Source organism: Gallionella capsiferriformans ES-2, assembly GCF_000145255.1.
Classification (GTDB): domain Bacteria; phylum Pseudomonadota; class Gammaproteobacteria; order Burkholderiales; family Gallionellaceae; genus Gallionella; species Gallionella capsiferriformans.
The window spans coordinates 1,813,487-1,839,791 of the sequence record NC_014394.1 but is presented as its reverse complement, the minus strand read 5'-3'; the positions used below and the strand labels follow the sequence as shown (position 1 = coordinate 1,839,791).

General features: G+C 50.3%; 26 protein-coding genes and 1 pseudogene. 10 read left to right on the top strand and 17 right to left on the bottom strand.

What is annotated here, in order from left to right; genetic code table 11:
• Positions 1 to 10: 10 nt before the first annotated feature.
• The 3 genes from GALF_RS08415 to GALF_RS08405 all read right to left on the bottom strand — a co-directional run bounded on the left by GALF_RS08415 (position 11) and on the right by GALF_RS08405 (position 3,497).
• Positions 11 to 856 carry a hypothetical protein gene (locus GALF_RS08415; protein WP_013293630.1) on the bottom strand — a complete coding sequence of 282 codons (846 nt, stop codon included), beginning with the start codon at positions 854 to 856 and terminating at the stop codon, positions 11 to 13.
• Between the two features lie 16 nt (positions 857 to 872).
• A complete protein-coding gene (locus GALF_RS08410; protein ID WP_013293629.1) occupies positions 873 to 1,061 on the bottom strand; it encodes a hypothetical protein in 189 nt (62 codons plus the stop codon).
• 75 nt (positions 1,062 to 1,136) lie between these two features.
• Positions 1,137 to 3,497, bottom strand: a complete 2,361-nt coding sequence (locus GALF_RS08405; protein ID WP_013293628.1) for a DNA internalization-related competence protein ComEC/Rec2 — start codon at positions 3,495 to 3,497, stop codon at positions 1,137 to 1,139.
• A 33-nt stretch (positions 3,498 to 3,530) separates the two neighbouring features.
• Between GALF_RS08405 and GALF_RS08400 the strand changes: the two genes are divergently transcribed.
• Complete coding sequence (locus GALF_RS08400; protein ID WP_013293627.1) at positions 3,531 to 4,064, top strand: DUF2062 domain-containing protein; 534 nt, start codon at positions 3,531 to 3,533, stop codon at positions 4,062 to 4,064.
• 2 nt (positions 4,065 to 4,066) lie between these two features.
• Here the strand turns inward: GALF_RS08400 and lolD are convergent, their stop codons facing one another.
• Together lolD and GALF_RS08390 are read right to left on the bottom strand one after the other, a co-directional pair.
• Positions 4,067 to 4,759, bottom strand: a complete 693-nt coding sequence (gene lolD / locus GALF_RS08395; RefSeq protein WP_013293626.1) for a lipoprotein-releasing ABC transporter ATP-binding protein LolD — start codon at positions 4,757 to 4,759, stop codon at positions 4,067 to 4,069.
• The gene (locus tag GALF_RS08390; protein WP_013293625.1) at positions 4,752 to 5,996 is read right to left on the bottom strand and encodes a lipoprotein-releasing ABC transporter permease subunit; all 1,245 of its coding nucleotides are present in this window, start codon (positions 5,994 to 5,996) and stop codon (positions 4,752 to 4,754) included. Before GALF_RS08390 ends, lolD begins: the two co-directional genes overlap by 8 nt.
• A gap of 358 nt (positions 5,997 to 6,354) precedes the next feature.
• Between GALF_RS08390 and GALF_RS08385 the strand changes: the two genes are divergently transcribed.
• The 3 genes from GALF_RS08385 (at position 6,355) to GALF_RS08375 (ending at position 9,158) form a co-directional block, all read left to right on the top strand.
• Positions 6,355 to 6,855, top strand: a complete 501-nt coding sequence (locus GALF_RS08385) for a CIA30 family protein (RefSeq protein ID WP_013293624.1) — start codon at positions 6,355 to 6,357, stop codon at positions 6,853 to 6,855.
• Between the two features lie 211 nt (positions 6,856 to 7,066).
• Complete coding sequence (locus GALF_RS08380) at positions 7,067 to 8,236, top strand: IS4 family transposase (protein ID WP_013292311.1); 1,170 nt, start codon at positions 7,067 to 7,069, stop codon at positions 8,234 to 8,236.
• Between the two features lie 22 nt (positions 8,237 to 8,258).
• Positions 8,259 to 9,158, top strand: a complete 900-nt coding sequence (locus GALF_RS08375) for a TIGR01777 family oxidoreductase (protein WP_013293623.1) — start codon at positions 8,259 to 8,261, stop codon at positions 9,156 to 9,158.
• A 363-nt stretch (positions 9,159 to 9,521) separates the two neighbouring features.
• Here the strand turns inward: GALF_RS08375 and GALF_RS15560 are convergent, their stop codons facing one another.
• Together GALF_RS15560 and GALF_RS08365 are read right to left on the bottom strand one after the other, a co-directional pair.
• The gene (locus GALF_RS15560) at positions 9,522 to 10,244 is read right to left on the bottom strand and encodes a hypothetical protein (protein ID WP_013293621.1); all 723 of its coding nucleotides are present in this window, start codon (positions 10,242 to 10,244) and stop codon (positions 9,522 to 9,524) included.
• Between the two features lie 16 nt (positions 10,245 to 10,260).
• A complete protein-coding gene (locus tag GALF_RS08365; protein WP_013293620.1) occupies positions 10,261 to 10,533 on the bottom strand; it encodes a hypothetical protein in 273 nt (90 codons plus the stop codon).
• Positions 10,534 to 10,602: 69 nt separating this feature from the next.
• Here GALF_RS08365 and GALF_RS15710 point away from each other — a divergent pair, with 69 nt between their 5' ends.
• From GALF_RS15710 to GALF_RS08355, 4 genes are all read left to right on the top strand, one after another.
• Entirely contained in the window at positions 10,603 to 10,758 is a 156-nt protein-coding gene (locus tag GALF_RS15710) for a hypothetical protein (protein WP_190274064.1), read from the top strand.
• 1,095 nt (positions 10,759 to 11,853) lie between these two features.
• A complete protein-coding gene (locus GALF_RS08360) occupies positions 11,854 to 12,147 on the top strand; it encodes a hypothetical protein (protein WP_013293619.1) in 294 nt (97 codons plus the stop codon).
• Entirely contained in the window at positions 12,148 to 12,291 is a 144-nt protein-coding gene (locus tag GALF_RS15705) for a hypothetical protein (protein ID WP_013293618.1), read from the top strand.
• 96 nt (positions 12,292 to 12,387) lie between these two features.
• Entirely contained in the window at positions 12,388 to 14,022 is a 1,635-nt protein-coding gene (locus GALF_RS08355; RefSeq protein ID WP_013293617.1) for a recombinase family protein, read from the top strand.
• A gap of 180 nt (positions 14,023 to 14,202) precedes the next feature.
• Here GALF_RS08355 and GALF_RS08350 read toward each other — a convergent pair whose 3' ends face one another.
• From GALF_RS08350 to GALF_RS08320, 9 genes are all read right to left on the bottom strand, one after another.
• A complete protein-coding gene (locus tag GALF_RS08350) occupies positions 14,203 to 14,382 on the bottom strand; it encodes a hypothetical protein (protein WP_013293616.1) in 180 nt (59 codons plus the stop codon).
• On the bottom strand, positions 14,379 to 14,894 hold the full coding sequence (locus GALF_RS08345; RefSeq protein ID WP_013293615.1) for a zeta toxin family protein: 516 nt from the start codon (positions 14,892 to 14,894) through the stop codon (positions 14,379 to 14,381). Before GALF_RS08345 ends, GALF_RS08350 begins: the two co-directional genes overlap by 4 nt.
• Positions 14,895 to 15,858: 964 nt before the next feature.
• On the bottom strand, positions 15,859 to 15,993 hold the full coding sequence (locus GALF_RS15940) for a hypothetical protein (RefSeq protein ID WP_263053275.1): 135 nt from the start codon (positions 15,991 to 15,993) through the stop codon (positions 15,859 to 15,861).
• 100 nt (positions 15,994 to 16,093) lie between these two features.
• A complete protein-coding gene (locus tag GALF_RS16030) occupies positions 16,094 to 16,225 on the bottom strand; it encodes a hypothetical protein (protein WP_263053274.1) in 132 nt (43 codons plus the stop codon).
• An 88-nt stretch (positions 16,226 to 16,313) separates the two neighbouring features.
• On the bottom strand, positions 16,314 to 17,075 hold the full coding sequence (locus tag GALF_RS08340) for a dihydrodipicolinate reductase C-terminal domain-containing protein (RefSeq protein WP_013293613.1): 762 nt from the start codon (positions 17,073 to 17,075) through the stop codon (positions 16,314 to 16,316).
• A 227-nt stretch (positions 17,076 to 17,302) separates the two neighbouring features.
• Positions 17,303 to 17,506, bottom strand: a complete 204-nt coding sequence (locus tag GALF_RS08335) for a hypothetical protein (protein WP_013293612.1) — start codon at positions 17,504 to 17,506, stop codon at positions 17,303 to 17,305.
• A gap of 252 nt (positions 17,507 to 17,758) precedes the next feature.
• Positions 17,759 to 19,129, bottom strand: coding sequence for a sigma-54-dependent transcriptional regulator (locus GALF_RS08330; protein WP_013293611.1), 1,371 nt, complete (start codon positions 19,127 to 19,129; stop codon positions 17,759 to 17,761).
• Positions 19,126 to 19,665 carry a hypothetical protein gene (locus GALF_RS08325; RefSeq protein WP_013293610.1) on the bottom strand — a complete coding sequence of 180 codons (540 nt, stop codon included), beginning with the start codon at positions 19,663 to 19,665 and terminating at the stop codon, positions 19,126 to 19,128. Before GALF_RS08325 ends, GALF_RS08330 begins: the two co-directional genes overlap by 4 nt.
• The gene (locus tag GALF_RS08320; protein ID WP_190274063.1) at positions 19,662 to 21,170 is read right to left on the bottom strand and encodes a HAMP domain-containing sensor histidine kinase; all 1,509 of its coding nucleotides are present in this window, start codon (positions 21,168 to 21,170) and stop codon (positions 19,662 to 19,664) included. The genes GALF_RS08325 and GALF_RS08320 overlap by 4 nt, the downstream gene beginning before the upstream one ends.
• A 116-nt stretch (positions 21,171 to 21,286) precedes the next feature.
• Here GALF_RS08320 and GALF_RS08315 point away from each other — a divergent pair.
• A pseudogene (locus GALF_RS08315) lies at positions 21,287 to 21,864 on the top strand (transposase); the annotation flags it as partial.
• Positions 21,865 to 22,075: 211 nt separating this feature from the next.
• Here the strand turns inward: GALF_RS08315 and GALF_RS08310 are convergent.
• The gene (locus GALF_RS08310; RefSeq protein ID WP_050752595.1) at positions 22,076 to 24,103 is read right to left on the bottom strand and encodes a site-specific recombinase; all 2,028 of its coding nucleotides are present in this window, start codon (positions 24,101 to 24,103) and stop codon (positions 22,076 to 22,078) included.
• Between the two features lie 756 nt (positions 24,104 to 24,859).
• On the opposite strand from GALF_RS08310, the gene GALF_RS15015 reads away from it, so the two are divergent.
• The gene (locus GALF_RS15015) at positions 24,860 to 26,044 is read left to right on the top strand and encodes a plasmid recombination protein (RefSeq protein WP_013293607.1); all 1,185 of its coding nucleotides are present in this window, start codon (positions 24,860 to 24,862) and stop codon (positions 26,042 to 26,044) included.
• The last annotated feature ends 261 nt before the right edge of the window (positions 26,045 to 26,305 follow it).

Here is a 26,305-nt window from a genome sequence, read left to right as displayed (position 1 = left end):
CGTCGGTTGATTAAAAGGCGAATTGAATCTGGTTTCTGACCTGACGAATTTTTCCGGCGTAGTCTTGTAATAATTCGATCAGTAGTTTGTCATTGTCGGCATTTTTCAGCAGCGCGGCGTGTACATCGACCATCGCGTCTATGGCGATTAATACGTCCTTGGCGGATTTCTGGCGATAAGTTAAATTGATCTTTTGCTGTTTGATCGATTCGATCAGTTCCCGGGCGCGTAAGGGTTCTGTTTTGAGATGGCGGTCGCTGAGCAGCTCCTCCAGACTGTCGAGATTGCCGGATTCATTGGCCAGCACGGGCAAGTACGCATGGTTGATGAAGGATTTGAGCAGGGAGGCTAGCTGAACGATGTCATCGTGTCGATCGAGTACCTGTTTTATTTCATTGCGCCGGTAGGCGTCGGTTGAAGCGCGCAGTAGTAGATTGGCTAAGGCGCTGACGGCGTTGAGCTGGGCGGCATTAAAATAAGGCGCTGCGGTGTTGAGATTGGCGAGGGCGTTTTTTGCGCTTGCCTCATCTGGGAATAGACGTTGATTATCCGCCAGCTGGCCCAGTAATTCACCATAGGCGCGGGTGATGCCATTGAACTGTATGAAGTGATTGCCAGCCAGCTTTAATTGATCGCAATCAGCGGCATAAGACAGGCGGGTGTCGTTCGATAGCCCTTTGACCGGCACATCGAGGGCCAGCCTTCTGAAGCAGGATGCGCTGCTATCTTGGGCTAAAACATCGATCGAATCGGCTAAAGAGCGGGTCTGAACGGAGTACTTTTGCACGGCTGGCAGGCTCGCGCAGCCTGAGAGCGTCAGCACAAAGAGAGCGATGAGCAGGCTTTTGATCGGCATATTTCCCCCGTTGAGGTTAATGGGTATGACTTAAGTTTGCTGGCTGACAGGCGCGGCTTGCGGCCGCATTTATTTTCTCGCGGCAGTGCAATTTTTTGGGCTGCGCGGGCAGTTGTACGGCTTTGTTATGAAGCGGCAGGGTGGGCGCCGTGTGTCCGGCAGAGAGCGCCAGCAATAAATAGAGCAATTGCGATTCGTACATCATTCGCCCGCCTGTGCCAATCTAAGGTGCGCAGTTTTTCAGCTTTCGGGTGTGCGGACAATATGCCTGAATGCCTAGTTATTTCGGCATAGTCAATTGGTGAGTCCAGTAGTGAGCATGCGTGATGCGATAGCGCTCAACCTTGATGCCTTGCGCGTCCATGTCGACAAGAATTGCGCCATCCTGATCGGAGCGCAGCAAGGTCGCTCCGCTGTCCAGATAGCGCTGCAGAATCGGCTCTTTAGGATGGCCGAAGCGGTTGCGGTAGCCCGCGGTAAACACCGCATAGTCGGGCAGTACGGCCGCTACAAAATCGACGCTTGATGAACCCGCGCTGCCGTGATGCGGCACAACCAGTAAGTTTGCCGGCAGCTGTTCCGGGTGCTCGAGCAGTAGTCGTTGTTCGCCGCGCTTTTCGATGTCGCCGGGCAACAGAATATGCCGGTCGCCGATGCTGATGCGCAACACACAACTCAGGTTGTTGTCGTGCGCTTTGCCGGTGCTGTTGCGCCCCGGATGCAGCAGGTCAAACTGAACGCCGTCCCAGTTCCAGCTGATGCCATCGTAGCAACGGCGTGTCGCTGTGTGTGCAATCTCATTTGATGAGGCGACCCATGCCGTTGGGACGGATTTTAAGAGGGAGGCCGTGCCGCCTGCATGGTCGGTGTCATCGTGGCTGATAATCAGTCTATCCAGATGGTTTATGCCCATTGCGTGCAGGGTCGGTATCACAATGCGGTTGTCGCCCTCTCCGGCGTAATCGGGACCCGTGTCGTAGAGCAGCGTGTGATGGCGCGTTTCTGCCAGCACCGATAAACCTTGTCCGACATCAAAGAGGGTGAGGCGCAGGGTGCCGGATTTTGGGGGCGCAGGGGTATTGAGAAACATCGGCAGCAACAATAAACCGCCCAGCCAGCGCGATGAAAAACCCTGCGGCAGCAATATCCACAGCACGCCTAGCATGCCGGTTGCGATACTCCAGTGCGGCGGGATGTGTTGTATCCATATGGCATCGGGCCAGTCGCTCAAACCTTGCAGCGGGAGCATCGTCAGATCAAGCGCGATATGTGCGAGCCATAAGGGCACTTCGCCGGGCAGAGCTGCGCCAGTCAATGCCAGTGGCACGACGACGAGGCTGATCAGCGGGATCGCGAAGGCATTGGCGATGGGCGAGACCAGCGAGAACTGTCCGAACAGCATCAGCAGCAGCGGGAGCAGGCCGATGTACATCGCCCACTGCACGGTGAAGTAATCGCGTATTCCGCGTAAAATTTGATGAGTCCGAACTTGCGGGAGGATGCCGGGCGTTTGGGCGTCTGTGCGTCCGATGCGATGGCTGGTGGTGTACAGGATGAGGGCGACCGCGCCAAACGACAGTAAAAATCCCGGGGAGAGTATGGCCCACGGATCTGCAATCAGTACCTCCAGCAAAGCGATGCTGAGTATTTGCGCGAGCGAGAAGTTGCGGTTGAGCCACAAGGCGGCCGCTACTGCGCTCACCATAAACACGGTGCGTTGCGCCGGAACGCCGTAGCCTGCCAGTTCTGAGTAGAGATAAGCCGTCAGCATCGCCGCGATGGCGGCGGCCTTACGGGCGGGCAACCATAGTGTCATCCGGCTGCTGCGCCGCCACAGCCAGTACACGAGGGCAAACATCATGCCGGCGAGCATGGTGATGTGCAGTCCTGAAATGCTCATCAGGTGAATGACGCCGGTGCGCCTGAAGGTCTCCCACTGTTCGCTTGAAATACTGTCCTGATCGCCGACCGCCAGTGCGGTCAGCACCCCGGTGTAGGGCGCAGAACCTAACGTGTCGGTGAATTTGTCGCGTATCGCTTCACGCCACGCTTCAACACGGTAGTGCATTCCCTGAGCGCGCTGATCGATCAGGATAGCGGGGGCGGGATTATGAATATAGCCGATGGCGCGCACGTTGTTTTTCAGCGCCCACAGTTCAAAGTCGAACCCGTGCGGATTGCTGCTGCCGTGCGGTTGCTTGAGTCGCACGGTCAGTTGCCAGCGTTGGCCTGCATGATATTGGGGCGGTGGCGCTTTTAAATTTAGGTAGCTGCTGAGATAGAGGTGTGCCGGTACATGCGCCCCGGGCGTCAGTGTACGTTCGACATCAAACCGGAAGCGCTGACCGCGCGCCGTTTGGTGGGGTAATTGGGCTACGATGCCGACCACTTCGATGTCGCGCCCCTGCCACTCATCGGGCAGACTGTCAGAGAGTCTTTGCTCGGCCTGCCATGCGGCATGGAAAAAACCGATGCCACAAGCCACGCCTGCAATCAGCAACGGGCGCATCAGGCGGTGCGGCGGGCTTAGCGGCCACAGGATCGCTCCTGCAAGCGACCAGGCCCAGATAAAGTCGGGTAGTCGTGCCTGCAGTTGCAGCAGGTAGACGCCGACCGTAAAAAACACCGCGAAGAGAACCATGCGCACAGCGTAACGCACGGTTAGAATGTCGTCATGCGAAAATTTTTACATCGGGTTTTGCCGCATCACGACACGGTTGTGAATAACCGCTGGCTTAAGCCGTTTGGCCGCTGGTTGATTGAGCCTAATTTGTGGCATTTGCACCGCAGATCGGTCGCCGGTGGCGTTGCAATCGGGCTGTTTTGCGGGCTGATTCCCGGGCCGTTGCAAATGATAGGGGCTGCCCTGTTCGCCGTATTGTTGCGCGTGAATTTGCCGGTCGCCTTGCTTGTCACGCTGTACACCAATCCGTTTACGATCGTGCCGCTGTATTTGCTCGCCTATCGGCTCGGTGCGCAGGTGAGCGGCACGACTGAGGGGCTGTCGAATCCTCCCTTTCCCGAACTGCAATGGCAAAACATGGGCGGCGAGTTGTGGGTCTGGCTGTTGCAGATGGGCAAACCGCTGTTGATCGGCCTGCCATTGCTGGCCGCCGGATTTGCGGTTGCAGGCTACATCGCGGTGCGGTTGGCGTGGCGGGGCGGCGTGTTGTTGAAATGGCGAGCCCGTCGGCGTAAACGAGTTTGAGTTTAGTTTGTTGTTAGCACACCGTCTACCAGCGTCAGGATTTTTTGCATGCGTTTTGCCAGTTCAAGATCGTGGGTGACGACGATGAAACTGGTGCCTAGTTGTTCATTGAGCGATTTCATCAAATCGAATAAGGCTTCCGCACTGGCTCTGTCGAGATTGCCGGTCGGCTCGTCGGCCAGCACGCAGGCAGGTTGCGTGACCAGTGCGCGCGCGACAGCCGTGCGCTGACGCTCGCCACCGGACAGTTCGGCAGGCAGATGGCCGATGCGGTGCGCAAGGCCTACTTTTTCCAGCATCGCGGCGGCCACAGGCTCTGCCGCAGCGCTCGTCATGCCGCGTATCCGCAGCGGCATCGCGACGTTTTCAAGGGCGGTGAATTCCGGCAGCAGATGGTGAAACTGATACACAAAGCCCAAAGACTGATTGCGGATGTCGCCGCGCTGTGTCTCGTTCATCTTTTGTACATCCTGCCCTAAGATCTGCACGCTGCCGCCGCTGGCATTGTCGAGTCCGCCTAACAGGTGCAGCAGCGTGCTTTTGCCCGACCCTGAGGAACCGACGATGGCAATGCGTTCGCCGCGCTCAACCGTCAGGCTGACGCCTTTGAGCACGGGGACTTGCTGCTTTCCCAGCGTGAAGGTCTTGCTCAGATCGCGGCAGGCAATGACCGTCTGAATCTCGTTTTTATTCATAGCGCAGTGCCTCTGCAGGTTGTGTTTTAGATGCGCGCCAGCTCGGATAGAGCGTCGCTAATATGCTGATTATAAATGATAATCCTGCGACTGTTGCCACCTCTGTGTAGCGCAGGTCGGACGGCAGTTCGCTGATGTAATACACGTCTTTTGCTAAAAACTGCACGCCAAACAGATGTTCGATAAACGGCACGACCACGTTCAGATTCAGCGCCAGCAAAATGCCAAAGAAACAGCCCAGCAGCGTGCCGGTCAGTCCGATGATCACGCCTTGCACCATGAATATCTTCATGATGCTGCGAGGGGATGCGCCGAGGGTGCGCAAAATGGCGATGTCGGCCTGCTTGTCGGTCACCGCCATCACCAAGGTCGAGACGATGTTGAATGCGGCGACCGCGACGATCAATGACAGAATGATGAACATCATCTTCTTTTCCATCTGCACGGCTTTGAAATAGTTGCTGTTCTGGTGTGTCCAGTCATTCGCGTACAAGCCTTGCGGCAACTGGTTTTGCAATTCGCTGGCGACATCGGGCGCTTTGTCGATTTCGCGCAGTTTAGTGCTGATGCCGGTTACCGCATCGCCTAGCTGGAACAGCTTTTGCGCATCGTTGATGTTCACCAGCGCCAGACTATTATCGTACGGGGCCATGCCGATCTCGAAGATTCCGACGACGCGAAACTGTTTGACGCGCGGCATCATGCCGGCGGGCGTGATCGATCCTTGCGGCGCGATCAGCATGACTTTTTCGCCCATCCGCACGCCCAGTGCACGCGCGAGATCCGAACCCAATACAATGCCGAATTCGGTACTGCGCAAATCGGTCAGTTTACCCGCCTTGATATTGTTGGATAAATCCGTAATGGCGGTCTCACGTTCCGGATCGATGCCGCGCACCATCACGCCCTGTACGCTCTGCCCGAACGACAGCATGCCCTGACCCGCGACGTAGGGGGCAGCAGCCGACACTTGCGGATGATGCAGCACGGTGCCCAGCAGCGGTTGCCAGTTTTCCATGCGCCCGCCGTCTGCGACGACTTCGAGGTGAGGCGATGCGCCCAGCATGCGTGCGCGGATTTCCTTCTGGAAACCGTTCATCACCGACAGCACGACGATCAGTGCCATGACGCCTAAGCCCATGCCCAGCATCGAGATCAGTGAAATGAAGGAAATGAAATGATTGCGTCGCTTGGCGCGCGTATAGCGCAGGCCGATGAAGAGTTCGTAGGGTTGCAAGGTGATTTGATCGGTGTGGTGGAACAGGCCGACAGTTTGCCACAAGCGGGCGGTAGAGGACAGCGCCTAATGTTCGTCCTGCGCTCGCGAGGCGCGATTTTCAGGACAGGGGAGCGGGGCCATTGATTGCCGGTGCCGGAATGTTTTTTCTCAGGATGATTATGAAAGCGGCTAAGTCATAAAGGTTTTAAGCTGTGCTGACCGAATTGCTTGTATGCTAGCCGTTGCCAGCGGAGAATATTCGCCGTGCTTTAAACTTATTTTATCGGGCGCTCACTTTTAGCTGTGTCATTGTCCGGGCAGGCTGATGACGCGGGGTGTGCCGCAAAACTAAATTTGTAAGGGGATGAATGCCGTGATGCCGTTAATGCTGGACGACCGACGTCGCGACGATCTGATTGCCTCGAATCAACAGACATGGCGTGTGTTCACGGACACGGTGATGGGCGGCGTGTCCTCGGCTGATCTGATTCCGGCGGAGGTGGCGGGGGTGCGCTGTTTGAGATTGCGCGGTCAGGTGAGTCTGGCGAATAACGGCGGTTTCGTGCAGGCGAGTCTCGATCTGGGTGCGTTGGATGCGAGCGCTTATCGGGGCATCGAACTTAAGGTATGCGGCAATGGTGAGATTTACAATCTGCATTTGCGTACCGACGACACCCGCATCGTGTGGCAGTCTTACCGCGCCAGTTTTCAGGCCGGGGCTGATTGGCAAACCATCCGTTTAGCATTCGACGAGTTTGCACCCCATCGCATCGATCGGCCGCTTGATTGCACCCGCTTGCGCCGTCTGGGCATCATCGCCATAGGCAAAGCGATGCAGGCGGATATTTGTCTGGCCAGCCTCAGTTTTTATGCTTGAGATTTGTGCCGTGTTATTTACTAGTGGTTCAATAAATTCAATAGGTGAGCGCACTACTGTCCGGTAGATTTTAAGTTCATTTCGCTGTAGCCCTTTATTGACGTGGCTTTCAGCACGTTTTTGCATTCCGACGATTTCAAATACTATCTGGAATCGCCTTTGGTTAAAAAACCGTATCGTTTGCCCTTTAATCGGCAGACGGAGCGGCAGCATGAATCGGGGCAAAACAGTTTTCGCACAATTGCTGGACTTCGTGCCGTTCAATCATTTCGAATATCTGACCGAGCGCTTTGCCGCCAACCACGGGATCAAGCATTTCTCCGCATGGAGCCAATTCATCTGCATGGCCTATGCACAACTGACCCGGCGCGATGGCTTGCGTGATTTGGTTGCCTGTCTCAATTCTCAGAAGAGCAAGCTTTACCATATCGGTATCCGCAGCAAAGTATCCCGTTCCACACTGGCCGATGCCAACGAACGGCGCGACTGGCGGCTGTTCGAGGCACTCGGCCATCGTTTGATCTCCATAGCGCTCGAACTGTACCGGGACGAGGACATCGGCCTGGGACTCAAAGAACCGCTCTACGCCATGGACTCGACCACCATCGATCTGTGCCTGACGCTGTTCCCCTGGGCGGAATTTCGTTCAACCAAGGCCGCCGTCAAAGCGCACACCATCATTGATCTGCGCGGTTCAATCCCTGTGTTTCTGTCCATTACCACCGGCAAGGTTCACGATGTCAATCTGCTCGACGTGATCCCATTCCCCGCTGGCACCATCGTCGTCATTGATCGGGGCTACCTGCACTTCGCCAGATTGTATGCGCTACACCAGCGCCAAGTTACCTTTGTCATCCGCGCAAAGAACAATCTCCGCTTTACCTGGATTGCGTCGCGCGAAGTGGACAAAGCCACTGGATTACGCTGCGATCAAACCATACTGCTGGCGACACCCAAATCAAAAACCGCTTACCCGGAACGCCTGCGCCGGGTTTCTTTCCGCGACCCGGAAACCGGCAAGCATTTGGTGTTCCTGACCAATCGCTTCGATTTGCCCGCGCTGACCATCGCCAATATCTACAAAAATCGCTGGCAAATCGAACTGTTCTTCAAGTGGCTCAAGCAAAACCTTGCCATCAAACATTTCTATGGCAATTCCCTCAATGCCGTCAAATCCCAAATCTGGATCGCAATATGCGTTTACCTGCTGGTCAGCATTGCCAAAAAACAGCTCAATCTTCCTGCCTCCCAGCAGATTTTACTGAATCTTTTTGAGGTCAATATGTTCGATAAAACCCCAATAAATCAAATGGTTGCAAATGCGATACAGAATCTTGACGAACCGGACATCAGTAAACAATTGAATCTATTCGATTTTTAACCGGACAGTAGTGAGGTGAGCGATGAAAATTCTGATGACGGGCGGGACGGGGTTGATCGGTCGTGCGCTGTGCAAGGCGTTGCGGGCTGAGGGGCATCAGCTCACCGTTCTGAGTCGGCAGGCCGCCTTGGTGCCGGAAATGTGCGGCAAAACCGTGCAGGCCATGGCGAGTCTGGACGAATGGCATTCAACGCAGCACTTTGATGCGGTGATCAATCTGGCCGGTGCGCCGATTGTCGATGCGGTCTGGACTCCGGCACGCAAACAGATATTGCGCGACAGTCGCATTGCGCTGACCGAAAAACTGCTGCAGCGCATCGCTGATGCCGCGCATAAACCGGCGGTGCTGTTGAGCGGTTCGGCGGTGGGTTACTACGGCAACCGCCCGGATGTTGAATTAGATGAGCAGTCGGAGGCAGGAGCGGATTTTGCCGCACACCTTTGCGCAGACTGGGAAAACGCGGCGGTGCCTGCCAGTGCTCTGGGGGTGCGGGTGTGTTTGCTGCGCACGGGGTTGGTGTTAAGCGATCAGGGCGGGCTGTTGGGGCGGATGTTATTGCCTTTTAAGTTTGCGCTGGGCGCACGTCTGGGGGCGGGGCGGCAAGGGATGAGCTGGGTGCATATCGACGATTACGTGGCGATGGTCTTGCGCCTGTTGCACGATGAGCAATTGAGCGGCGCTTTTAATATGACCGCGCCGCATCCGGTGAGCAATGCCGAATTTACCGGGCAACTGGCGCACGCCGTCGGACGTCCGGCGATCTTTGTCGCGCCGGGGCGTTTACTCAAATGGGCAATGGGGGAGCGTGCGGTGTTGCTGCTGGAAGGCCAGCGCGCGTTGCCTGTCAGAATGCTGGCGGCAGGGTTTAAATTTACCTATCCCGAACTCCCGGATGCATTGGGCGCTGTGCTGGGTAAATAAATATAAAAAAACGGCTAGATCATTTAAGATCTAGCCTATTAATTTTACATTCGAAACTGGTGCGCCATATACGATGAGTCTGGGCAATGGCAAACAAAAATTTCATTGATTTAACCATCAATTTCGGCATTGCATTTTTGAATAGCGACTTGCATGAGTTGGAATTTCCGCGTCACGGACGCGGTAGGCTATCTAACTTTCCGTGCTGCTATGGGTTTAAACCGATTATTTTTTAAAAATGCACCATTGGTGAAAATCAACCAGCTGGCTTGACCATCTGCTTTCGAGCAGGCAGCTCTGAAACTAGCCCATCCTCGTGACAGAATGACTATAACCAACCCGTAGCAACCATATTTGCACAGCTTAAAACGGGGGGCCTAACTTCATATCCGACCATATGACCTCCCCTTTAAAATTTGGTGCATACGTTTCAACAACTGAACGTACGGTTGAAAAAAATGCAGGCTCTGCCTGTGGATGAACTCTAATAGACTCGATGTATTGTTCAAGATCGAATGCTAATTGCATACCCTTAGCAATCTGCATTTCTTCATTCTCATCAAAGTGTACGATTCGTACTTCATTTTCGTACGCATACATAGGCAGTTTCTTGGTAACAAGGTCAGTGTGTGTAGGTGTTCTCTTATTACTTCCATGTGTTGGATATGTAACTTGGTGTAATGAATACGGGCCTTTAATTAAGTTAAGTTTTTCATAACTTGTTTGAAGGACGACTCCATCAGTACTCTTACAATAGATTTGCCACAAGGCATTTGACTCATACTCCGACATGTTCCAACAATTAATGAATGTATTATTCCTCCAGTAATTTACTATCCTTTCAGCCCTCTCAATTGCTGGTTCTCTTCTTGGCTCACCTATAGGTGAAATAGGAGCGCGACTGATTAAAAGCCGTAACTGTTCCCCAGAAAGACTGATTTCCCATGGGTCATCTAATAACTCAGCACGACATAACCACAAGCATTTGTTTTGAATTGTCCAAACAAATTTGGAAAAACTCATATAACGCCATACAGTTTTTTTTGATTCAGCTTGAGCTGTGCTATTGGAGCTTCTTGTATTCATGCCTACCTTTTCCACGCTATTTAGGCATATTCTGCCTGCTCCAATGGGTTGGTTTTACATCATCCACAAACTGCCCATCCCAAATAGCCAAGGCAACTGAAATAACTCCTATGAGGTTAAACAGGCTTATTCCCATTTTGTTATCAAAAAGTGCTTTGTTGCTGAGGAGATAATCCGCCATTTGCGAATTGACGGTGAAATCTATGATAAAAAGGGGAATGGACAAAACAGCTACCCCTAATAAGTAGATAAAAATTACCTTAAAAAATAGGCTTCCAAATCTTCTCACTTTGTTTTCTCCAGATTGGTAACGCGGGCACTCCATTGCTACTATAGTCACTGTTAATTGGCGGCAAACTTGAGCGACCGCATTGTGGCACACAACCGACTGATCGCAGTCTACCCGTCAGCGACCGCAGATGGCACCTCACCGCCCATCACCACCGTCAGCTATCTGACCGCGATTGTACACCCCGACAGGAAAAATTTTTGTGCACTGCATCCCGAATTTTAAAGGCTTGCATATATCAACTGCTCGAAAGGTCACCGCAGTTTAGCCGTGTTTCATCTTTTTGACCGAAGGAAAAAAAGCGGGGTCGGGGGCAACGCCACCATTCCTCGCTATCCATCTCATTTTTGCTTGGTCAAACCAACAGTAGTGTTTATTCCCGGCAGGATCACATTTTAAAACGCGCAATAATATTTACAAAAAACAATGCGTTAGACTTACTCGCTGTCTGTAAAGACTATCAGAATTTTTCTCGCAGCTAATTCGTACTCCCTGTTCAGAAATCTCATCAAAATTTTTCTTGCAACAAACTAGCTTGCCGTCACATTTTCATTTCGCCCGAGTTTGCCGAGACCTCAGAAAAAATCTTGCAAACCAGTTTGCAGCGATCAAAAAATATTGAGCCGACTTGCCGCGCGGCACAGTGATTTTTGTCATTTTTGATGGGGCAGGCAATCCATTTCAAAAAATGCCCCCCTAAAAATTAAACACAACTGTTGATGCCGATCACTTCAAAAAAACAGTGGATAGCGAGGAATGGTGGCGTTGCCTCCTTCGACCTGCGGTCGCCCCGTTTTTTCCCTTCGGTCAAAAAACAGCATAAACCTCATGAGTTACAGCCTAAAGATGATGCTGGAATGTTTATAAAATGTAGAGCTTAAACACCAGTAGCTCTGATGTGTGCAGATAAAAAAGAGCATCCGCAATGGATGCTCTAAGGAGGAGAGGCAATATGTAATCAATCGCAGGGAGGTATTCTGTTGCTTGATTTCATTTTGACTGCACGCAGTATATTACCGAATTCTTGCAGAATTATTACAACAGCATCATGGTTCAGCTGTCTCAAAGAGTGAAAAAAGTCTGCTTTGATTTTTTGGCATTTACCCACCGTTTCTTGTAGTCAATCTCACCAATAAAAAAATAGTTTAAAAAACATTATTTTTAGCTAGGTGTTTTTAACGTGGCCATATAAATTATACAAATCAATAGGTTGCTTGACAATATTGCAACTTGTTGTATTTAAGCGCCACTGAGCTTTTGTCCGATGAATCTGTCGGCACCGAGATGAGGGGAGACGAGAAATCAATTATAGGGAGTTTTATGACAGTAAATTATCAGGAGCAATTATGTAAAAAATCACTCGGCGATGTAGTCATTTCGGCGGCAGGTCAATTGTCGCTGGTTATCGATGCACTGAACGAGCGGAAAAATCGCTTGTTACTCACCGCACAAGTCGGCTTGCCCGACCATCAATTTGAAGCCTACCGAAAAATCCTGCTCGATGAGCTGGGTCGGAATGGATTTGAACGGGATTTGGAAGAAATCCTGAAGCAGCACACGGCACGGAATGGATCGGGCAGGCCTATACATGCAGGAAAGGAGGTGCCAGAATGAATGAACAAACCTACCCCTATCATAATTCGCTTTAAACCGCAGTTGACGTTAGTCTCAGCGGAAGAGTTAGCACTGCTTGAGTCCATTCTGCCTGATTTAATTCAGGCTATGCAGGCCGCGGAAGTGCATCAACAACAAGAATAACAAGAACGTCTGATGCGCATCATGAATAACTGCGCCTCATACAACCCGTGCATCTCAGTCGTCTGGGGTGTACGGTTAACTTTATGGAGAACTTTTATGCATGTAGCGCTATACGCACGCGTATCAACAACACGGCAGGCTGACAACGACCTGTCAATTCCCGATCAATTACGCCAGCTTCGTGAGTGGGCGGCAGCAAACGGTCATCTGGTCATACAGGAGTATGTGGAGCCTGGCGCATCGGCCACCGATGACAAGCGACCTGTGTTTCAGCAAATGATCAGCGATGCAATGATGAAACCGGCTGCATTCGAGGTTATTGTCATTCATAGCCTGTCACGATTTTTTAGGGATGGTATTGAGTTTGGCGTCTATGAACGCAAGCTTGCCAAGAACAAGGTTAAGGTGGTGTCTATCACACAACCAACTAGCGATGACGCTGGCGGCGAAATGATGCGCCGTATCATCTGCATGTTTGACGAGCATCAATCCAAGGAAATATCCAAGCACGTCTCGCGCTCCATGAAGGAAAACGCCCGGCAAGGGTATTTTAACGGCTCTAAAGCGCCGTTTGGCTATCAAGCTGTGGCAACCAGCACAACGGGCAGTCGCGGCCGTCAGAAAAAGAAACTGGCCATTGATCCCGATGAGGCGGAGGTGGTGCGACTGATATACCGTCTCTATCTGAACGGGATTGAAGGTCGTGGTGCTGGGGTTAAGGAAATTGCCAAATATCTGGCCACGCTGGGCTATCAGTCACGCGGAAAACCTTGGAGCATCCAGAAGGTGCATTGGACCTTATCGAATACGCTTTACATGGGAGATTACTACTTCAATGTGATGGACTCGAAGGCTAAGAAACCGCGACCACCGGAAGAATGGATTAAAACTGAGATTCCAGCCATTGTTGATGCGGATATTTTTGAGCGTGTGAGGGTGCTACGTGAATCTCGCGCCCCGCAAAGCGGCACAGCGATCCCCAAGGTGATGTCTTCACCCGTGTTGCTGGCGGGGATTATCAAATGCGGTGTGTGTGGCAATCGCATGACCTTATCCACGGGCAAGGGCGGCAAATATCGTTATTACAAGTGCACCAGTCGTCGGGGTCAGGGCAACCATGCTTGCAGCAGCAAAAACATCCCGATGGAAAAATTTGATGAGATGGTGCTGAACCAAGTCGCGAATACGATCTTCCATCCTGATCGCCTTCAGATTCTGATGAGTGAATTACGCGAGCGGATTCAGTCTGGCAAAAACAGTCGGCAGGAAGTGGTTTCAGAGCTTGAACGGCAGTTAAAAATTATGGATGAAAAACAGAACCGCTTGCTCGATGCCATTGAAAACGGCATCGTTGAACTGGATGAAATCACCCATCACAGATCACAGCAAAACAAAACGATACGCGAAGCGCTGCTGATTAAAATGGCTGAGGCGCGTAGAACCCCGTTGCCTGCTGCCATTGAATATTTGAAACCGAGTCAGGTTGATTTGCTTGGCAAAGCGCTGCGCAGCAAATTGCTGGCTAAAGATTCCAACTTAGCCAAGGGCTATATGCAACTGCTGCTGGATGAAGTGCTGGTGGAGGATGAGACCGCGACAATCAAGGGGAGCTATGCCTCCCTTGCAAATGCGATGCATCAAATGAAAATAGGCACTAATAATCTAGTGCCTACACTCATACCGAATTGGTGCGCCCGGAGCGATTCGAACGCCCGACCCCTTGTTTCGTAGGACTGTCATTCTAAACGCAAGCATTTAATATACAGTGTTCGCCACACGTTAAAATCGTCTCAAGCAACTACAGGAAGCCCTTCAAATTCTCAAAATGATATGGTTCTTACTACAGCCTATATTGCTCCAATGCCGGCATTACAACCCTAAAATTTCCGCACAGCAAGCAACTCGATAGATTCATCTGGGTAGCTGCATTCCTATCGGTTTTACGCGCACACTTTTCCCATTTCGCGAGATAACCAATTCTGTATTCGTATTCAATGCCACCTCAACAGCGCGTTTAGCTGCACGACGAATTGCAACCAAAGAGTTCACTAAGTCAGGGTCATTTGCTAGCTCTATACTTTTCTGATTCATAATCTTTCTCCCCAGTTAATCAACACTGGCTCATCACCAGAATTATCATACAACGCCCAAGCATCAACCTCATCACGATATACTTGTTCGAAATTTTTCAGTCCCGCAGTATAACGCCTGCGCACAATCGCACTCGGCACATTATGACCACCTTGGCGAACCCGTTCGGCAACTCGCTCAATTGCCATTTGTGAATTTGGCAAGGATAAGAAAAATAACGTGACGTGATATCCTGCTTCTCTCCAGCGGCGAATGCGATGTGCATAAACCACTCCTGACAGTGTCGTCTCGAAGGAAAAACTTTCACCTCGTTGCTCAAGCTCTGTAATACTTTCCAGCATGATTCGAGCTGCCTTCAGTGCCGCGACATCCGGTGCGAAAGGAGACAAGCCAGCGGCAATCAGATCCGCATTAACAAATTGTTGGCAATCAGCCTCATTAGGTAAAAACTCACGTGCAAAAGTAGTTTTCCCCGCACCATTTGGACCAGCGATGATAATAATTTTTTTCATTCAGCTTTCACTTGGTGAAAATACCTCATTCCTACGACAAAAACTAGCTCAATGCCGCTGTAACCGCTTCCGGCGCACGCTGAATCACATTTAGCAACCACTGTGGTAATAGAAAATCACCCTGACACCCCCACTTTCACCGTGCCCACCGCTACCCCAGCGTAACTTACGGATACCGCCTGTCCCTTCGATCAAGTCACCAGATTTAGGATGGGCCGCTAAATACCTAACGATATCTTGCCGTTCCGTTGCGCTCAGGAGTTTTTCTGTCTGTCGGATGTATTCAGGTACTTTAGCAATCGTAATCATCGTCGCATATTAATGTTTGCGCAAATATGATTCGGTTGTTCAGCACCTTAATATGCTCAAGGCTCATCCTGTGGAAGAGCCCCCCGAGAAGTCCCAGGTAGAAATGAACAAAGGGCTAAGCATTTCTGCTTAACCCTTTAATATTACATCCGAAACTGGTGCGCCACAGACGATAAATCTGGGAACTGGATGCATCATATCACTCTACCCTAGTCTGGTCAAACAGTATGAAAAAAACAGCCACTGGGGGTAGTGTTAAGGGTTTAATCATGATTTTCCGAAGGCGGCCAATGCTTGTCAGTTCTAGTGTCGATTTAAAGTGATTATTATTTATGGATGGTCCAATTGGTAAAGATAAGCCAGTGTGGTGTCTTGAACATCAGCTTTCAGGTAGGAATTTTTCAACCTTGAGCATCCGGTAACGAGACACAGCCGTCGTTCGCGACGGACGCTTTATGGTGTGCAATTCACAAGATCGACGCTCTCCAATTGCTCCATACTCGAAGCGATAGATATGCTTGCGAATCGTTTTACCCTGCTTAGCAATAAACGATTCACCTGCGCCATCTCAGCCCGGATTGTCTGGAGCTACTCGATAAGGAACGAACAGCCAATACATTGACTAGCTTAGGGTCGCTATTTACCAAAATTTTTATCAGAAATACGCAGCGCTGGTATTCTTGATATCTAAATCAGCAAGGATATGTGCCAGTTTGCTTTGCGCATCAGCATCGCCCTGATAGGCTGCCTTACGTATCCACATTGTCGCCTGTGCATAGTCTTGTGGCACGCCCTGACCAATGGCATACCTATTACCTAGGTTTCTTTGCGCGACAGCATCCCCCTGTTATGCTGCCTTACGGCGCCAGTAAGGCCGCCTGCGCGTAGTCCTACACCACTTCCTCCCCAAGCCCATACATCGTGCTAATTTCGCTTTGCGCCATTTCATTCCCTTGTTCGTCCAAAGCCTTAGTCTGTTTCAATGCCATGCCGCCAAAAAACATTGCAAATAGCCCCAACATTTACTTCTTGAATATACGTTGGTAATTGACCCACTCAATCAATCAACCCTACTTTTAAATCTGGATCACTGGCAGCATATGATGCCAGTCACTCGTTTTCCGCCTCGGTGGTAGCTTGTTCACTTTCCTGCAGTTCATCACGCATCAGACGCAGCAACAGATCGTCAAATGTGTAGAAACCGTTTTTACATTCAGCAAGCTGAACAAGCGCAAACGCCGCCCCCGTGCCAAATGCTTCACGCCGGATCGAATCGTGTATCAATCGCACCGTTTGATACGGGAAGCCAAAAATCACCTCGTGGTGACCGACGATGCCACCCAACCGCAATGAAGTGATGTTCTCTCCAGAAATCTCCAGCGTTTCAGCGATTCTGCGCGCAGTGCCGGATACTTCCGGCTTTTCTTTGAAGTGCTGTTCAAGTATCTCCACATCGGCGAACGGGGCAATCTTGCGCAACAACTTCGCCGCCACGATCAGAAAATTGATACCCAGCGTGATGTTGGGTGAACACAAAACTCGGGTGGTCTGACCCAGGCTGCGCGCATATTCCAAATCCATTTCTGAATAGGCAGAGATTGCGCTGATTAGCATGATGCCGCGCGCGCGCACTTCTTCCCCGTAAATATGAATACTTTTTGGCGAAGAGAAATCGAGCAGTGCATCCACTGGAATACGCTCGAATAAATCATCGAATGAATTCTGTTCCAGCCCGAAGACAGGAATATCGTTTCCTAGATGAGTTTTCTGCCCTGCGATTGCAGAACGCTTCGCAATCCAGCGCAATTCAAAACGCGGATCGCAGCTTAAGACGTTGGCTACTGCACTGCCTGCCTTACCATAGCCGACCAATCCTACTCGTATTTTTTTTGGAATGTTCCTCTCCTTTATGGCGTAACCGTTTCAACACGGCAACAAGCCTGCGGTTTATGGCGCGCTTACGTTGAATTGATAAAAATGCATGGAGGTATTGCAGGTATGGAAATACTGTGAATGACCGTTCTCCTACGCTTATACAGAGTATAGAACGTTCGACAAAGTCAGCCTTTGCTGACTTTGTCGAACGTTAGCGAACTAAATTACTTTTTGGGAGCTGCGTTTGTAGCATCGGTTTTCGATGCAGCGCCTTCTGTTTTTACTGTGGCAGCATCAGTTTTCGCCGCTGCCTGTGTTGTTTCCGCAGCCTTGTCATTTGAGCTTGAGATGGTAGCCTCTCCCGCTGTAGCAGCCATAGAGACGATAGCAAATGCACTGGCGATTAATACGGACAATAGCTTGTTCATAACACTTTCCTTTATAAAATTGAGAATAGCCCGCAAGCATTCTTGCTTGGCACCCCGTTAAAAGCAAGTGTCGTGCCACTTGCAAATAATCTATAAAAAACAGCATGTTGATTTAATATTCCTGAATGCAAATTTCTGAAATCATAGTTTTTTATGTCGCCAAAATGAGACAGAAATATGGCCAAATTTTCAATCTGATTGATACTTAAGCGTTTTTGGGTGTCGCAAGATCACGACAGGGGTTATCACAGATTACGGCAGTTGCCTGATCAATGACGGGGTGATCTGATGTTTCTGAAGCAATTTATAAAACTCTGTCCGGTTTCTCTTCGATAATTTTGCAGCTTGGGTTACATTGCCCTCCGTAATTTTTAAAATGCGAATCAGATAATCCCGCTCAAAACGATTTTTCCCTTCCTCAAGCGAAACGAACATTTCTGCTTCAATATGAATCGTATTTTGAACCAGTACGGATGAAATCAACGATGTCGTGCACAGCACTACGCTTTGCTCAACAACATTCTGAAGCTGCCGGACATTTCCAGGCCATGGGGCTTCAATAAGCTTGTTCATTGCATCTGGCGAAAAACCGTTTATTTTTCGGTTATATTTTCCAGAAAGCATGGACAGAAAATATTTGGACAGCAAGGGAATGTCTTCACGCCGCTCCGATAACGGAGGAATAACCAACTCCACGACATTAAGACGGTAATAAATGTCTTCACGGAATTTGCCTGCAACAATTTCTTCTTTTAGGTCCCGGTGTGTCGCTGAGATGATGCGCACATCCAGGGGCACCGTCTGCGTTGAACCAACAGGCGTGACCTGTTTTTCCTGAAGCACACGCAACAGCTTACTTTGAAGCGCCAAAGGCATGTCGCCGATTTCGTCCAGGAAGACAGTACCTCCAATTGCCGACTGAAACAAACCCTTGTGATCGCGCACCGCACCAGTGAACGCACCTTTGGTGTGCCCAAACAGCTCAGACTCCAGCAACAGTTCGGGAATGGCGGCACAATTGATTGCAACAAATGGACGTTGAGAGCGATGACTTGCATTGTGAATGGCATGAGCAAGCAATTCCTTGCCGGTGCCGCTCCCACCCCGGATCAGCACACTTGCGTCCCCTTCTGCCACAAGTCTGGCTTTAGTCAGAACGTCTTCCATGACGGGACTTTGTGTGATGATATCGGCACGCCAATCGCCGGTTTCCGGGTTTCGCAGCGCAGCAGGAATAAACTGGAACGCTCTTTCAACATGCTCGAGCAGAACGGCGCTGTCGAAAGGCTTGGTCAAATATCCGAACAGGCCGCGTTGCATTGCGTTAACCGCGTCTGGTATCGTGCCATGCGCGGTCAGCATGATGACAGGAAGGGTCGGCACGCTTCTGTGAATACGCTCAAACAACGCTATCCCGTCCATGCCTTGCATCCTCATGTCGGTTATTACGAGTTGAGGTCTTTCCATCGACACGAACTTGATTGCAGCCTCTGCGCTATCGGCCGATTCGACCTCGAAATTTGCAGATTCAAGCCGGATGGACAGCAATCGCAACAAGTCAGGATCGTCGTCTACAATCAATATTTTGCGCTTGGGCGCTGCCGTGAGTTGTGTGCTGTTCATGGTTGATCTCTGTGAGTTTGATTTGTTTCAAAATCCTTGATAGCGTCAATTTTATCCTGGAGCGATTTAATCTGAGCCCTGTCGGTTGCAAGCAGCTTTGTAAGATCGCTCAATGTTTCCGCTGTCTGTTGCTCTTTACCAAGCAACATGTTTAACAGCAGTGCAAAGCCATTTAAATCAGACTGCGAATCAGAAGGTGTTACGGTCAAACCATTCAGAAGACCGATTGCCTTGCCGGTATCGCGGAACTGGGTATCGGGGAGCGACAACAATATTGCCAATTTAAGGCGCTCAGTGTTGTTTACTATGTTCATGCGCGCCGCGTTATATTCCTGAGTCAGATCAGACGCGGACAAAGAGCGAATGTAAGCTGCGTATAGCAAGGCTTCGTGAAGTTTAATATCGTAACCCGAAGGGGTGGGACAGGAAGCCATATCCAGCGTCGGCTTGTGAGCGGTCACGCCAGAACATGCAGCGAGCATCATTGCCACTGTGAAGGCGTTTATCAATTGAACCTTCATGCGTATGCGCTTCATGCTGTGACCACCATGCGAGTCGCGGGAAGAGCCAGGCGAAAGCACGTACCTGCCTCAAGTTCGGTCAATTCGAGCGTCCCGCTATGCGCAAGAGCATATTCGCGGGCTATCGCCAACCCCAGTCCGGTACCCCTGATATGGGATTGCGGCGCTTTGCGCCCCTGATAAAAAGCGTCGAAAATTCTTTCTCTGTCAGTCGGGTCTATGCCAGGGCCAGAATCAATTACATCCAGCCTGATGGTGTCGTTGATTTCTTTCACTCGAATTTTTATCTGTCCACCAACAGGAGAATATTTGATTGCATTGGACAGAAGATTGTCCATGATGATGCCAAGCTTTTGTTGATCGCACTCAATTGATAAATCGGGGCACAGCAACTCGATTTTTAATGATTTATTGGTCATTGCCAGATACTGATCATGCACGATCAAATCAAGGAGCGGCTTGAGAGCAACGTTTTGCCTGATCAGAATGGCCTTCGCCGACTGAAGTGCGCTAAAGTTTAACAGGTCTTCGATTCTTTTCTGCAAATGAAGGCTGTTGGAATAAAGGATTTTTGTAATTTCGCTTTGCCTTTCGGTGAGTTTTCCAGCGACACCTTCACAAAGAAGATTCGCGCCTTCCCGGATAGAGGTAAGCGGCGTTTTTAGTTCATGGGATACATGCTGTAAGAAAGTAGATTTTTGATCTTCAATTTCCATGAGGCGCTGACGCATCCAGTTCAGTCTGTTTGCCAGCTGCTGCAAATCCTGAGGGCCATTAATTTCGACCGGGCTCGATAGATTTCCATTTCCCATCGATCGTATTGCATTGTCAATTTGCCGGATGGGTCTGGTAATCAGTACGGAGAAACCGAACGCCAGCAAAGTCACAAACGGGACTAGCCCGGCCAGCAGCAACATGATGATCCGGTTTGCCTGATCGGCCATTTTCTGCATAGCTTCGACTTCCCGTTCAATCGGTGCGTCTCCATGATTGAGAAAGTCTTGCGTTGCAACTATCAGGGTGGAAAAGTCAACATGTCGTTGCACGATGTGTTTCCTGGCATCTAAGATCTTTGTCACATCGTGAAAAATAGCGGATTCTGAAGACTCTATAATTTGTATTAGTTGTCTTTGTTTGTCCGTTAGAGGAAGAGATGAAAGGTTTTGCAGAATGTCCCTGAATTCGTCATGGCTTTGGAAATATTTTTTTAACAGGGATTTATCCTCCAAGATAGATGTAAGCTTGACGCTTCGTTCCATTGATGCGGCATGATTGACCAGGATACGGCTAAAATGAGCAATTCGTTCCGCTTTATAAACTACCTGCCGATTTTGCGTTGAAAGCTGGTTAATGGCCGTGGCACTGTAGATCAGCGAAAATATCAACGGCAGCGAAGCAAACAAATAGCCCGCCAGAATGAGTGCGGAAAATGATTTTGGGTGCCACACGAACATTATTTTAGCGAAACCATGGATTGTATCCACCGGGATGATGTAACGTTTAAATGCCAACTTCTGCAATGTTTTTTTCGAATCTGGGCTAACTATTTCATCTAACCTGAATATTGCATAAATAGGGCGAATATCACAGTAAGCATTTGTATAATTTGAATTATCTATACACCGATTTGTAAAAAATTCCTGCTTGCACTCACCCTGTTGACGATTTTACCCCAGAACAACCCCATTTTCCTTCCATTCCTAGTTTCACCGTTCGCGCCGACTTCAAGGGCGGGGAGTTATCCTCTGACTTGGGGGCCGTAGTGTTGAGTGCAGTCGACCGTCGTATTGGTCTGCTCAATCGCCTGACTGCGGCCATTACCGTTTTTCGTGACGCTCGCTACATCACGCATACCATGCGAGATTTGCTGACCCAACGCGTTTTTCAGATTGCTTCGGGTTATGAATACTGCAATGATGCCAATACCTTGCGTGGCGATCCGATTTTCAAGCTCGCAGCGGCGCTTGCGCCTCTGGATACTGACAATTTACTGGCCTGCGCTACGACTCACTCCCGTTTGGAATCTACCAGCAGGAATATTGCGACCGCGGACAAGCAGAGAATTGGATCAAGCAAGTGAAGTGTGATCTGAAGTCCGATCGAACCTCCGCATCAACCTTCCTCGCCAACTTCGCTCGCCTGTTGCTAACGGCTGCGGCGTATGTGTTGCACCAGCAACTGCGCCAATTGGGGCTGTTGACGAGACAGCCCCGACCGCTATCTACGCGTATTCAGCAGAGTCGAATGATTAGCTGCCTCATTCGCTGGGATATGTTGGTGAATTGCTATGGGATATTACCTGCAATAGTTTCTGATCGAAATTTCCGATGAGGCCAATTTTGTGGGCCAGCTTAAACTAACCATAGTGTCCCTGATAGAAAGAATTCAACTTCATAGTACGACTAATCCACTTCATCCGGCGTGTTCAATGAGCGTCCAGCTCATCGCCTTTCTGAGACTTTGGTGGCAGTAAAAACTCTCTCGGTTTGCGCCCGAAGCGCCGTCCCACACTGCGCAACAAGGTTGACCAATGCGCAAAAGTAACCTTGCGTGCTTTCATTGCCACGCTAAGCGCCAAGGTGAAGCTAACCATCAAATTGGCCAGGCCGATCAGCGCGATGCCTAGTGCGGCTACCAGAAGTTGCTGTGGTTCGACTGCGAAATCCAGCCCGACCAACGAGAAACCCAGAAATGCGGAAGAGAAGGTGATGTGCCGGATGTCCACCGGCAGGCCGAACACCACGCCGATGGCGGCCACGCCGCCTAGCATGCAGCCGAAGTAGAAATTCCCCGCGAGTGCCCCTAGGTTGTTTTCCACATAGTCGGCGACACGCGCCAGCCGCGCCGCGCCCAACAGACGCTTTAGCCAGCGCAGTTGTTTCAGTCGTTGCGGTATCCGGTTGTAGACGGCGAGGTTGTCATGGTGGCCCGCGATCAGTCCCGACAGGAACAGGCAAACGCCGGCAATCGCAGCGTAGAACACGGACAGACTGTGAAACGGGTCGATGTCGGCCATCAGGTGTTGGGCTTTTTCGGGGGCGACGAAATGCGCGCCTGTTGCTGCCATGATTCCCCAGGCGATTAGCATGGCCAGTGGTATTACCACCAGCACATTACCCAAGATCGCCGCCAACTGGCTGCGCATCGTTTGCGCGATGATGCTGGTCAGGTTTTCCATGTCGTGGCTATTGCCGTGTTCGCTGATGCTGGCGGCGATGGCCGAGGCCGTCATCGCGGGCTGTTTAGTGGCGATGGTAAAGTGCAGGATGTGGATCAGGATAAAGCCCAAACCGTAGTTCAGGCTGAACAACAGCGCCTCGGTCAGCGGCGGCAGGTGTTGCGCCGCGATGAACAGTTTGATCATTGCCATGAAAGCGATGATTAACCCCGCACCCATGGCCGATTTCAGCAGTGCAAAATACTCAGAGCGTGTGCTGGTGATGTAATGCTCGCCGGTGCGGCTGGCGTTTTCTGTCACGCGCAGCGCCAGCAGTTCCATGCTATCACGCCAGTGTTGCCGCACATCGTTCTTGTGGCATTCACCGCTGACCAGTGTCTTGAACAGGCCCACATACAAGGGGCGCGCACGCTCCCCTGTTTTTTCCTCGTGCAGTGCTGCAAGAATGGCAAGCAGGTATTCCATGCGCTCCAATTGCTGGGTCAGACGCTGTAACAGGAAGGTGAGACTGATGCTGGTGCCGGAACGGGATGCGGTGCGCCGTATCCTCTGGATGATTTGCGCGCACTGGTCCAGCAATACGCGGATGTGTTTTTCGTCCTGGAATGCAAGCGTGGAGCCCTCCCAAGCCAGCGCGAACTGTTCAAGATATTTGCCGACTTCATCGTTTTGGGTAAGGAAGGGCGAGGCGAACTCTTCCAGCGACGGTTCATTGCGGATCAGTTCCGGTTCCAGACCTATGGATGAGATCCGGTAGGAGAGCACTCGAACCGCATCCATAATGCCGCGCACCGGCAGGGGCAGAACGGTTTCCGCTGCTTGCTCGTCAAAGCGCAATTCCGTCAGCAACTCCAGCCAGCGAGCCTCTGGCACGGCATTGACCCAGACTTCGCCGTCATGACGGGTGAAAACCAGCGCGAAGATGTCTTTCAGGTATTGGGGGTCGATCGCCTCGGGCAGTATCTTGTGACTCACCCGCCGGTACAACTCCGTGAAAAATCCGGTACTGGGCAGTATTCCTGATTCCACATACAAAGAAACTGGTTTGTGCGTTCCCAGCAATTTGAGCAGCGCGGCACGCAGCGCGGCACGCAAGTCCGGTCGGCGTCCGAGTATGTGGCACAACGCGCCGATCATGTGTTCCGCATGATCGGCCTGCGAGGATTTCGGGGGGCGGATCTTTGCTACGAGCTCGGCGATCAGTGTGATCTCGTCGCCGTTTTCCTGTAGGTGGTGTTGCAGCACTGTTTCCATAGACTTTTCTACTTTATGCATTTTGGAATCGACAATAGCACGATAAGGGGGGATTACGGTTTTCGTGACCATTGCAAGCGAAACCAAAGCAACCCGTGACTTCGCATTATTTTTGAGCAGACATCAATGACTGTTTGGCGGCGGAATCAGCCTTAGTTTGTAAAATATTCCAACGTCTGTGGCCTTTTTTTCACCGTTCCTCACGGCATATTACGGAAGTAGCTCTCTTCCGTCCTGAATTTCAGCTATTGGCACACTGTTGCTGGTCACGACCGTCAGCTTTCTTGCGATCCACTCTACACCTCGACAGGCAGCAATTGGCACTGTGCAGCCCATCACATCGGTCAGCTAACTTACCGTGATTTTACAGCGCGACCTGAAAAACCAAGTGGATAAAATTTTTCGATGTTTTATTCAATATACCGGAGAACCACGGATGCAACTACTAGCCATTAGGGCTAGACAGTGAATCCTAGACGCAACCCCTGTGATAAAAGCAGAATAAACCTCATCCTGATACCTGCACACAAAAATTTTCGCGCACTGACGCATCGCAAGATGCGTAACGATTTGTGAGCGAAGCGAATGCTTTTGGCCTTCCGCAGGAACCGCATTTCCGTAGGAAATATAGTCGGTCACTATATTTCTTTGAATTTGCCTTTTGGGGTGATTTCAGTTTTTCAGTATTTTTAACTTGGACTTTTTCATCTTTGACGTTAACGTGTAACTGATTGATTTATATCATTTATACTAACTAACAGAAGGATTGTCAAGCCCATGTACCAGTTCATACACATCTCCAGCTATTCATCGCAAGCCTCAAAAAAGAGCAAATCGTCTGCCTGCGTCAAATCAACAGTATCGGAAGCGGACCGAAAACCGAGTTACACCCACCACATTAAAGAGGTCGAAGCACCGGTCATCTTGTTCGGCTGCTCTCCGACTGCCGCAGGTGATCTGGCAGAAGCATGGGGCAAGCAAAACAAAATCCGCAAAGATGGTCATGTGCTGTTGGCTGGGGTCATTTCGGTCAATGCCGAATTTGAGCACTGGGATGATTATAAGCTGACCTGTATTGAGTGGCTGAAAATCAAATACGGTGATCGCTTGCAATCCGTGGTTGAACATACTGATGAAGATCATCCCCACCTGCACTTTTTTGTAATCCCGCGTGACGGCGAACGATTTGACGGCCTGCATGAGGGTGAGAAGGCGCGCAATGAATCTCGGGCCTTAAAACAGCGCACGACCGATCAGAATACCGCTTACAAAGCCGCGATGAAAATTTTTCAGGCAGATTTTCATGCTGCGGTATCGACGGGATATGGTTTAGCTAAAGACGGACCTAAACGGCGCCGATTATCACGATCTGCTTATTTGGCTGAAAAGGAGGCGGTTAATATTGTATCAGCGGCCACTTTGGATAGAACCAGTCTGGTTGAACAAGGAAGGAAAGAACGCACGGGAATTATTGAGCAGACAAAACGTGAAGCGGTGCAATACCGTCTCGACAACAACAAACTTGCAGATGCCGCCATAAAAAAGCGTATGGATGAGGCCACTGCCAAAATCCAACAGGATGCAGCTAAGGTCAAGAGGCAGGCTGAGGTTCTCGGGCGACAGCAAGGTCAAAAATCCTTTGAGCGGCAACCATGGATTAAAAAAATCCGTGCAGTGATATATGGAATTGTTCAGCTGGGTAATAAACAGCTTGAACGACTCCGACAACAGCTAATTACCTCAAGGTTTCAGGTTGATTCCAGACTGGCGGAGGCTAAGCGTGAAATAGCTGAGATGGCCGCTGAAATTGCCAGTCAGAAGAAAGACATTCGGCATATTAGCGATTTATATGAGTCGGCCTGCAAGTTGAACAGGGATTTAAAGTGGGAGGCACAACATCGCTCATCGCTGACATTTTCTGAATCGGCCAATGTGCCGGATCACTTTAAAAAGCCGAGATAAATTCAGTTGGAATCCCTGAAAGCCTTATTTGATAAGGGTTTGCTGAATTCTACAAACTAGTTTGTCTTGTACCAACCGCTCGAGTAGTCGGGGATTATACGGAGAAATTATCAAATACCGGCGCTGATAGGAAGTACCCAATTTAATTGAAAAATATTTTTTTGTTTTGCGTTTTTAAGTTGCATCGTCATTTGGATCCCTCTACTATACTTATATAAATCAACAGCTTGACAAATATCATGCTTGTTTGTATTTATAAAA

Excerpts from the sequence above, each read along its gene's own strand:
- lolD (WP_013293626.1), bottom strand. The coding sequence starts at position 4,759 with ATGAATAAAAACGAGATTCAGACGGTCATTGCCTGCCGCGATCTGAGC.
- GALF_RS08375 (WP_013293623.1), top strand. The coding sequence starts at position 8,259 with ATGAAAATTCTGATGACGGGCGGGACGGGGTTGATCGGTCGTGCGCTG.
- GALF_RS08355 (WP_013293617.1), top strand. The coding sequence starts at position 12,388 with ATGCATGTAGCGCTATACGCACGCGTATCAACAACACGGCAGGCTGAC.
- GALF_RS08335 (WP_013293612.1), bottom strand. The coding sequence starts at position 17,506 with ATGAACAAGCTATTGTCCGTATTAATCGCCAGTGCATTTGCTATCGTC.
- GALF_RS08410 (WP_013293629.1), bottom strand. The coding sequence starts at position 1,061 with ATGATGTACGAATCGCAATTGCTCTATTTATTGCTGGCGCTCTCTGCC.
- GALF_RS08325 (WP_013293610.1), bottom strand. The coding sequence starts at position 19,665 with ATGAAGCGCATACGCATGAAGGTTCAATTGATAAACGCCTTCACAGTG.
- GALF_RS15705 (WP_013293618.1), top strand. The coding sequence starts at position 12,148 with ATGAACAAACCTACCCCTATCATAATTCGCTTTAAACCGCAGTTGACG.
- GALF_RS08400 (WP_013293627.1), top strand. The coding sequence starts at position 3,531 with ATGCGAAAATTTTTACATCGGGTTTTGCCGCATCACGACACGGTTGTG.
- GALF_RS08405 (WP_013293628.1), bottom strand. The coding sequence starts at position 3,497 with ATGGTTCTCTTCGCGGTGTTTTTTACGGTCGGCGTCTACCTGCTGCAA.
- GALF_RS15560 (WP_013293621.1), bottom strand. The coding sequence starts at position 10,244 with ATGAATACAAGAAGCTCCAATAGCACAGCTCAAGCTGAATCAAAAAAA.
- GALF_RS08385 (WP_013293624.1), top strand. The coding sequence starts at position 6,355 with ATGCCGTTAATGCTGGACGACCGACGTCGCGACGATCTGATTGCCTCG.
- GALF_RS08415 (WP_013293630.1), bottom strand. The coding sequence starts at position 856 with ATGCCGATCAAAAGCCTGCTCATCGCTCTCTTTGTGCTGACGCTCTCA.
- GALF_RS08310 (WP_050752595.1), bottom strand. The coding sequence starts at position 24,103 with ATGCATAAAGTAGAAAAGTCTATGGAAACAGTGCTGCAACACCACCTA.
- GALF_RS08330 (WP_013293611.1), bottom strand. The coding sequence starts at position 19,129 with ATGAACAGCACACAACTCACGGCAGCGCCCAAGCGCAAAATATTGATT.
- GALF_RS16030 (WP_263053274.1), bottom strand. The coding sequence starts at position 16,225 with ATGTTGGGGCTATTTGCAATGTTTTTTGGCGGCATGGCATTGAAACAG.
- GALF_RS08360 (WP_013293619.1), top strand. The coding sequence starts at position 11,854 with ATGACAGTAAATTATCAGGAGCAATTATGTAAAAAATCACTCGGCGAT.
- GALF_RS08350 (WP_013293616.1), bottom strand. The coding sequence starts at position 14,382 with ATGAATCAGAAAAGTATAGAGCTAGCAAATGACCCTGACTTAGTGAAC.
- GALF_RS08380 (WP_013292311.1), top strand. The coding sequence starts at position 7,067 with ATGAATCGGGGCAAAACAGTTTTCGCACAATTGCTGGACTTCGTGCCG.
- GALF_RS15015 (WP_013293607.1), top strand. The coding sequence starts at position 24,860 with ATGTACCAGTTCATACACATCTCCAGCTATTCATCGCAAGCCTCAAAA.
- GALF_RS08345 (WP_013293615.1), bottom strand. The coding sequence starts at position 14,894 with ATGAAAAAAATTATTATCATCGCTGGTCCAAATGGTGCGGGGAAAACT.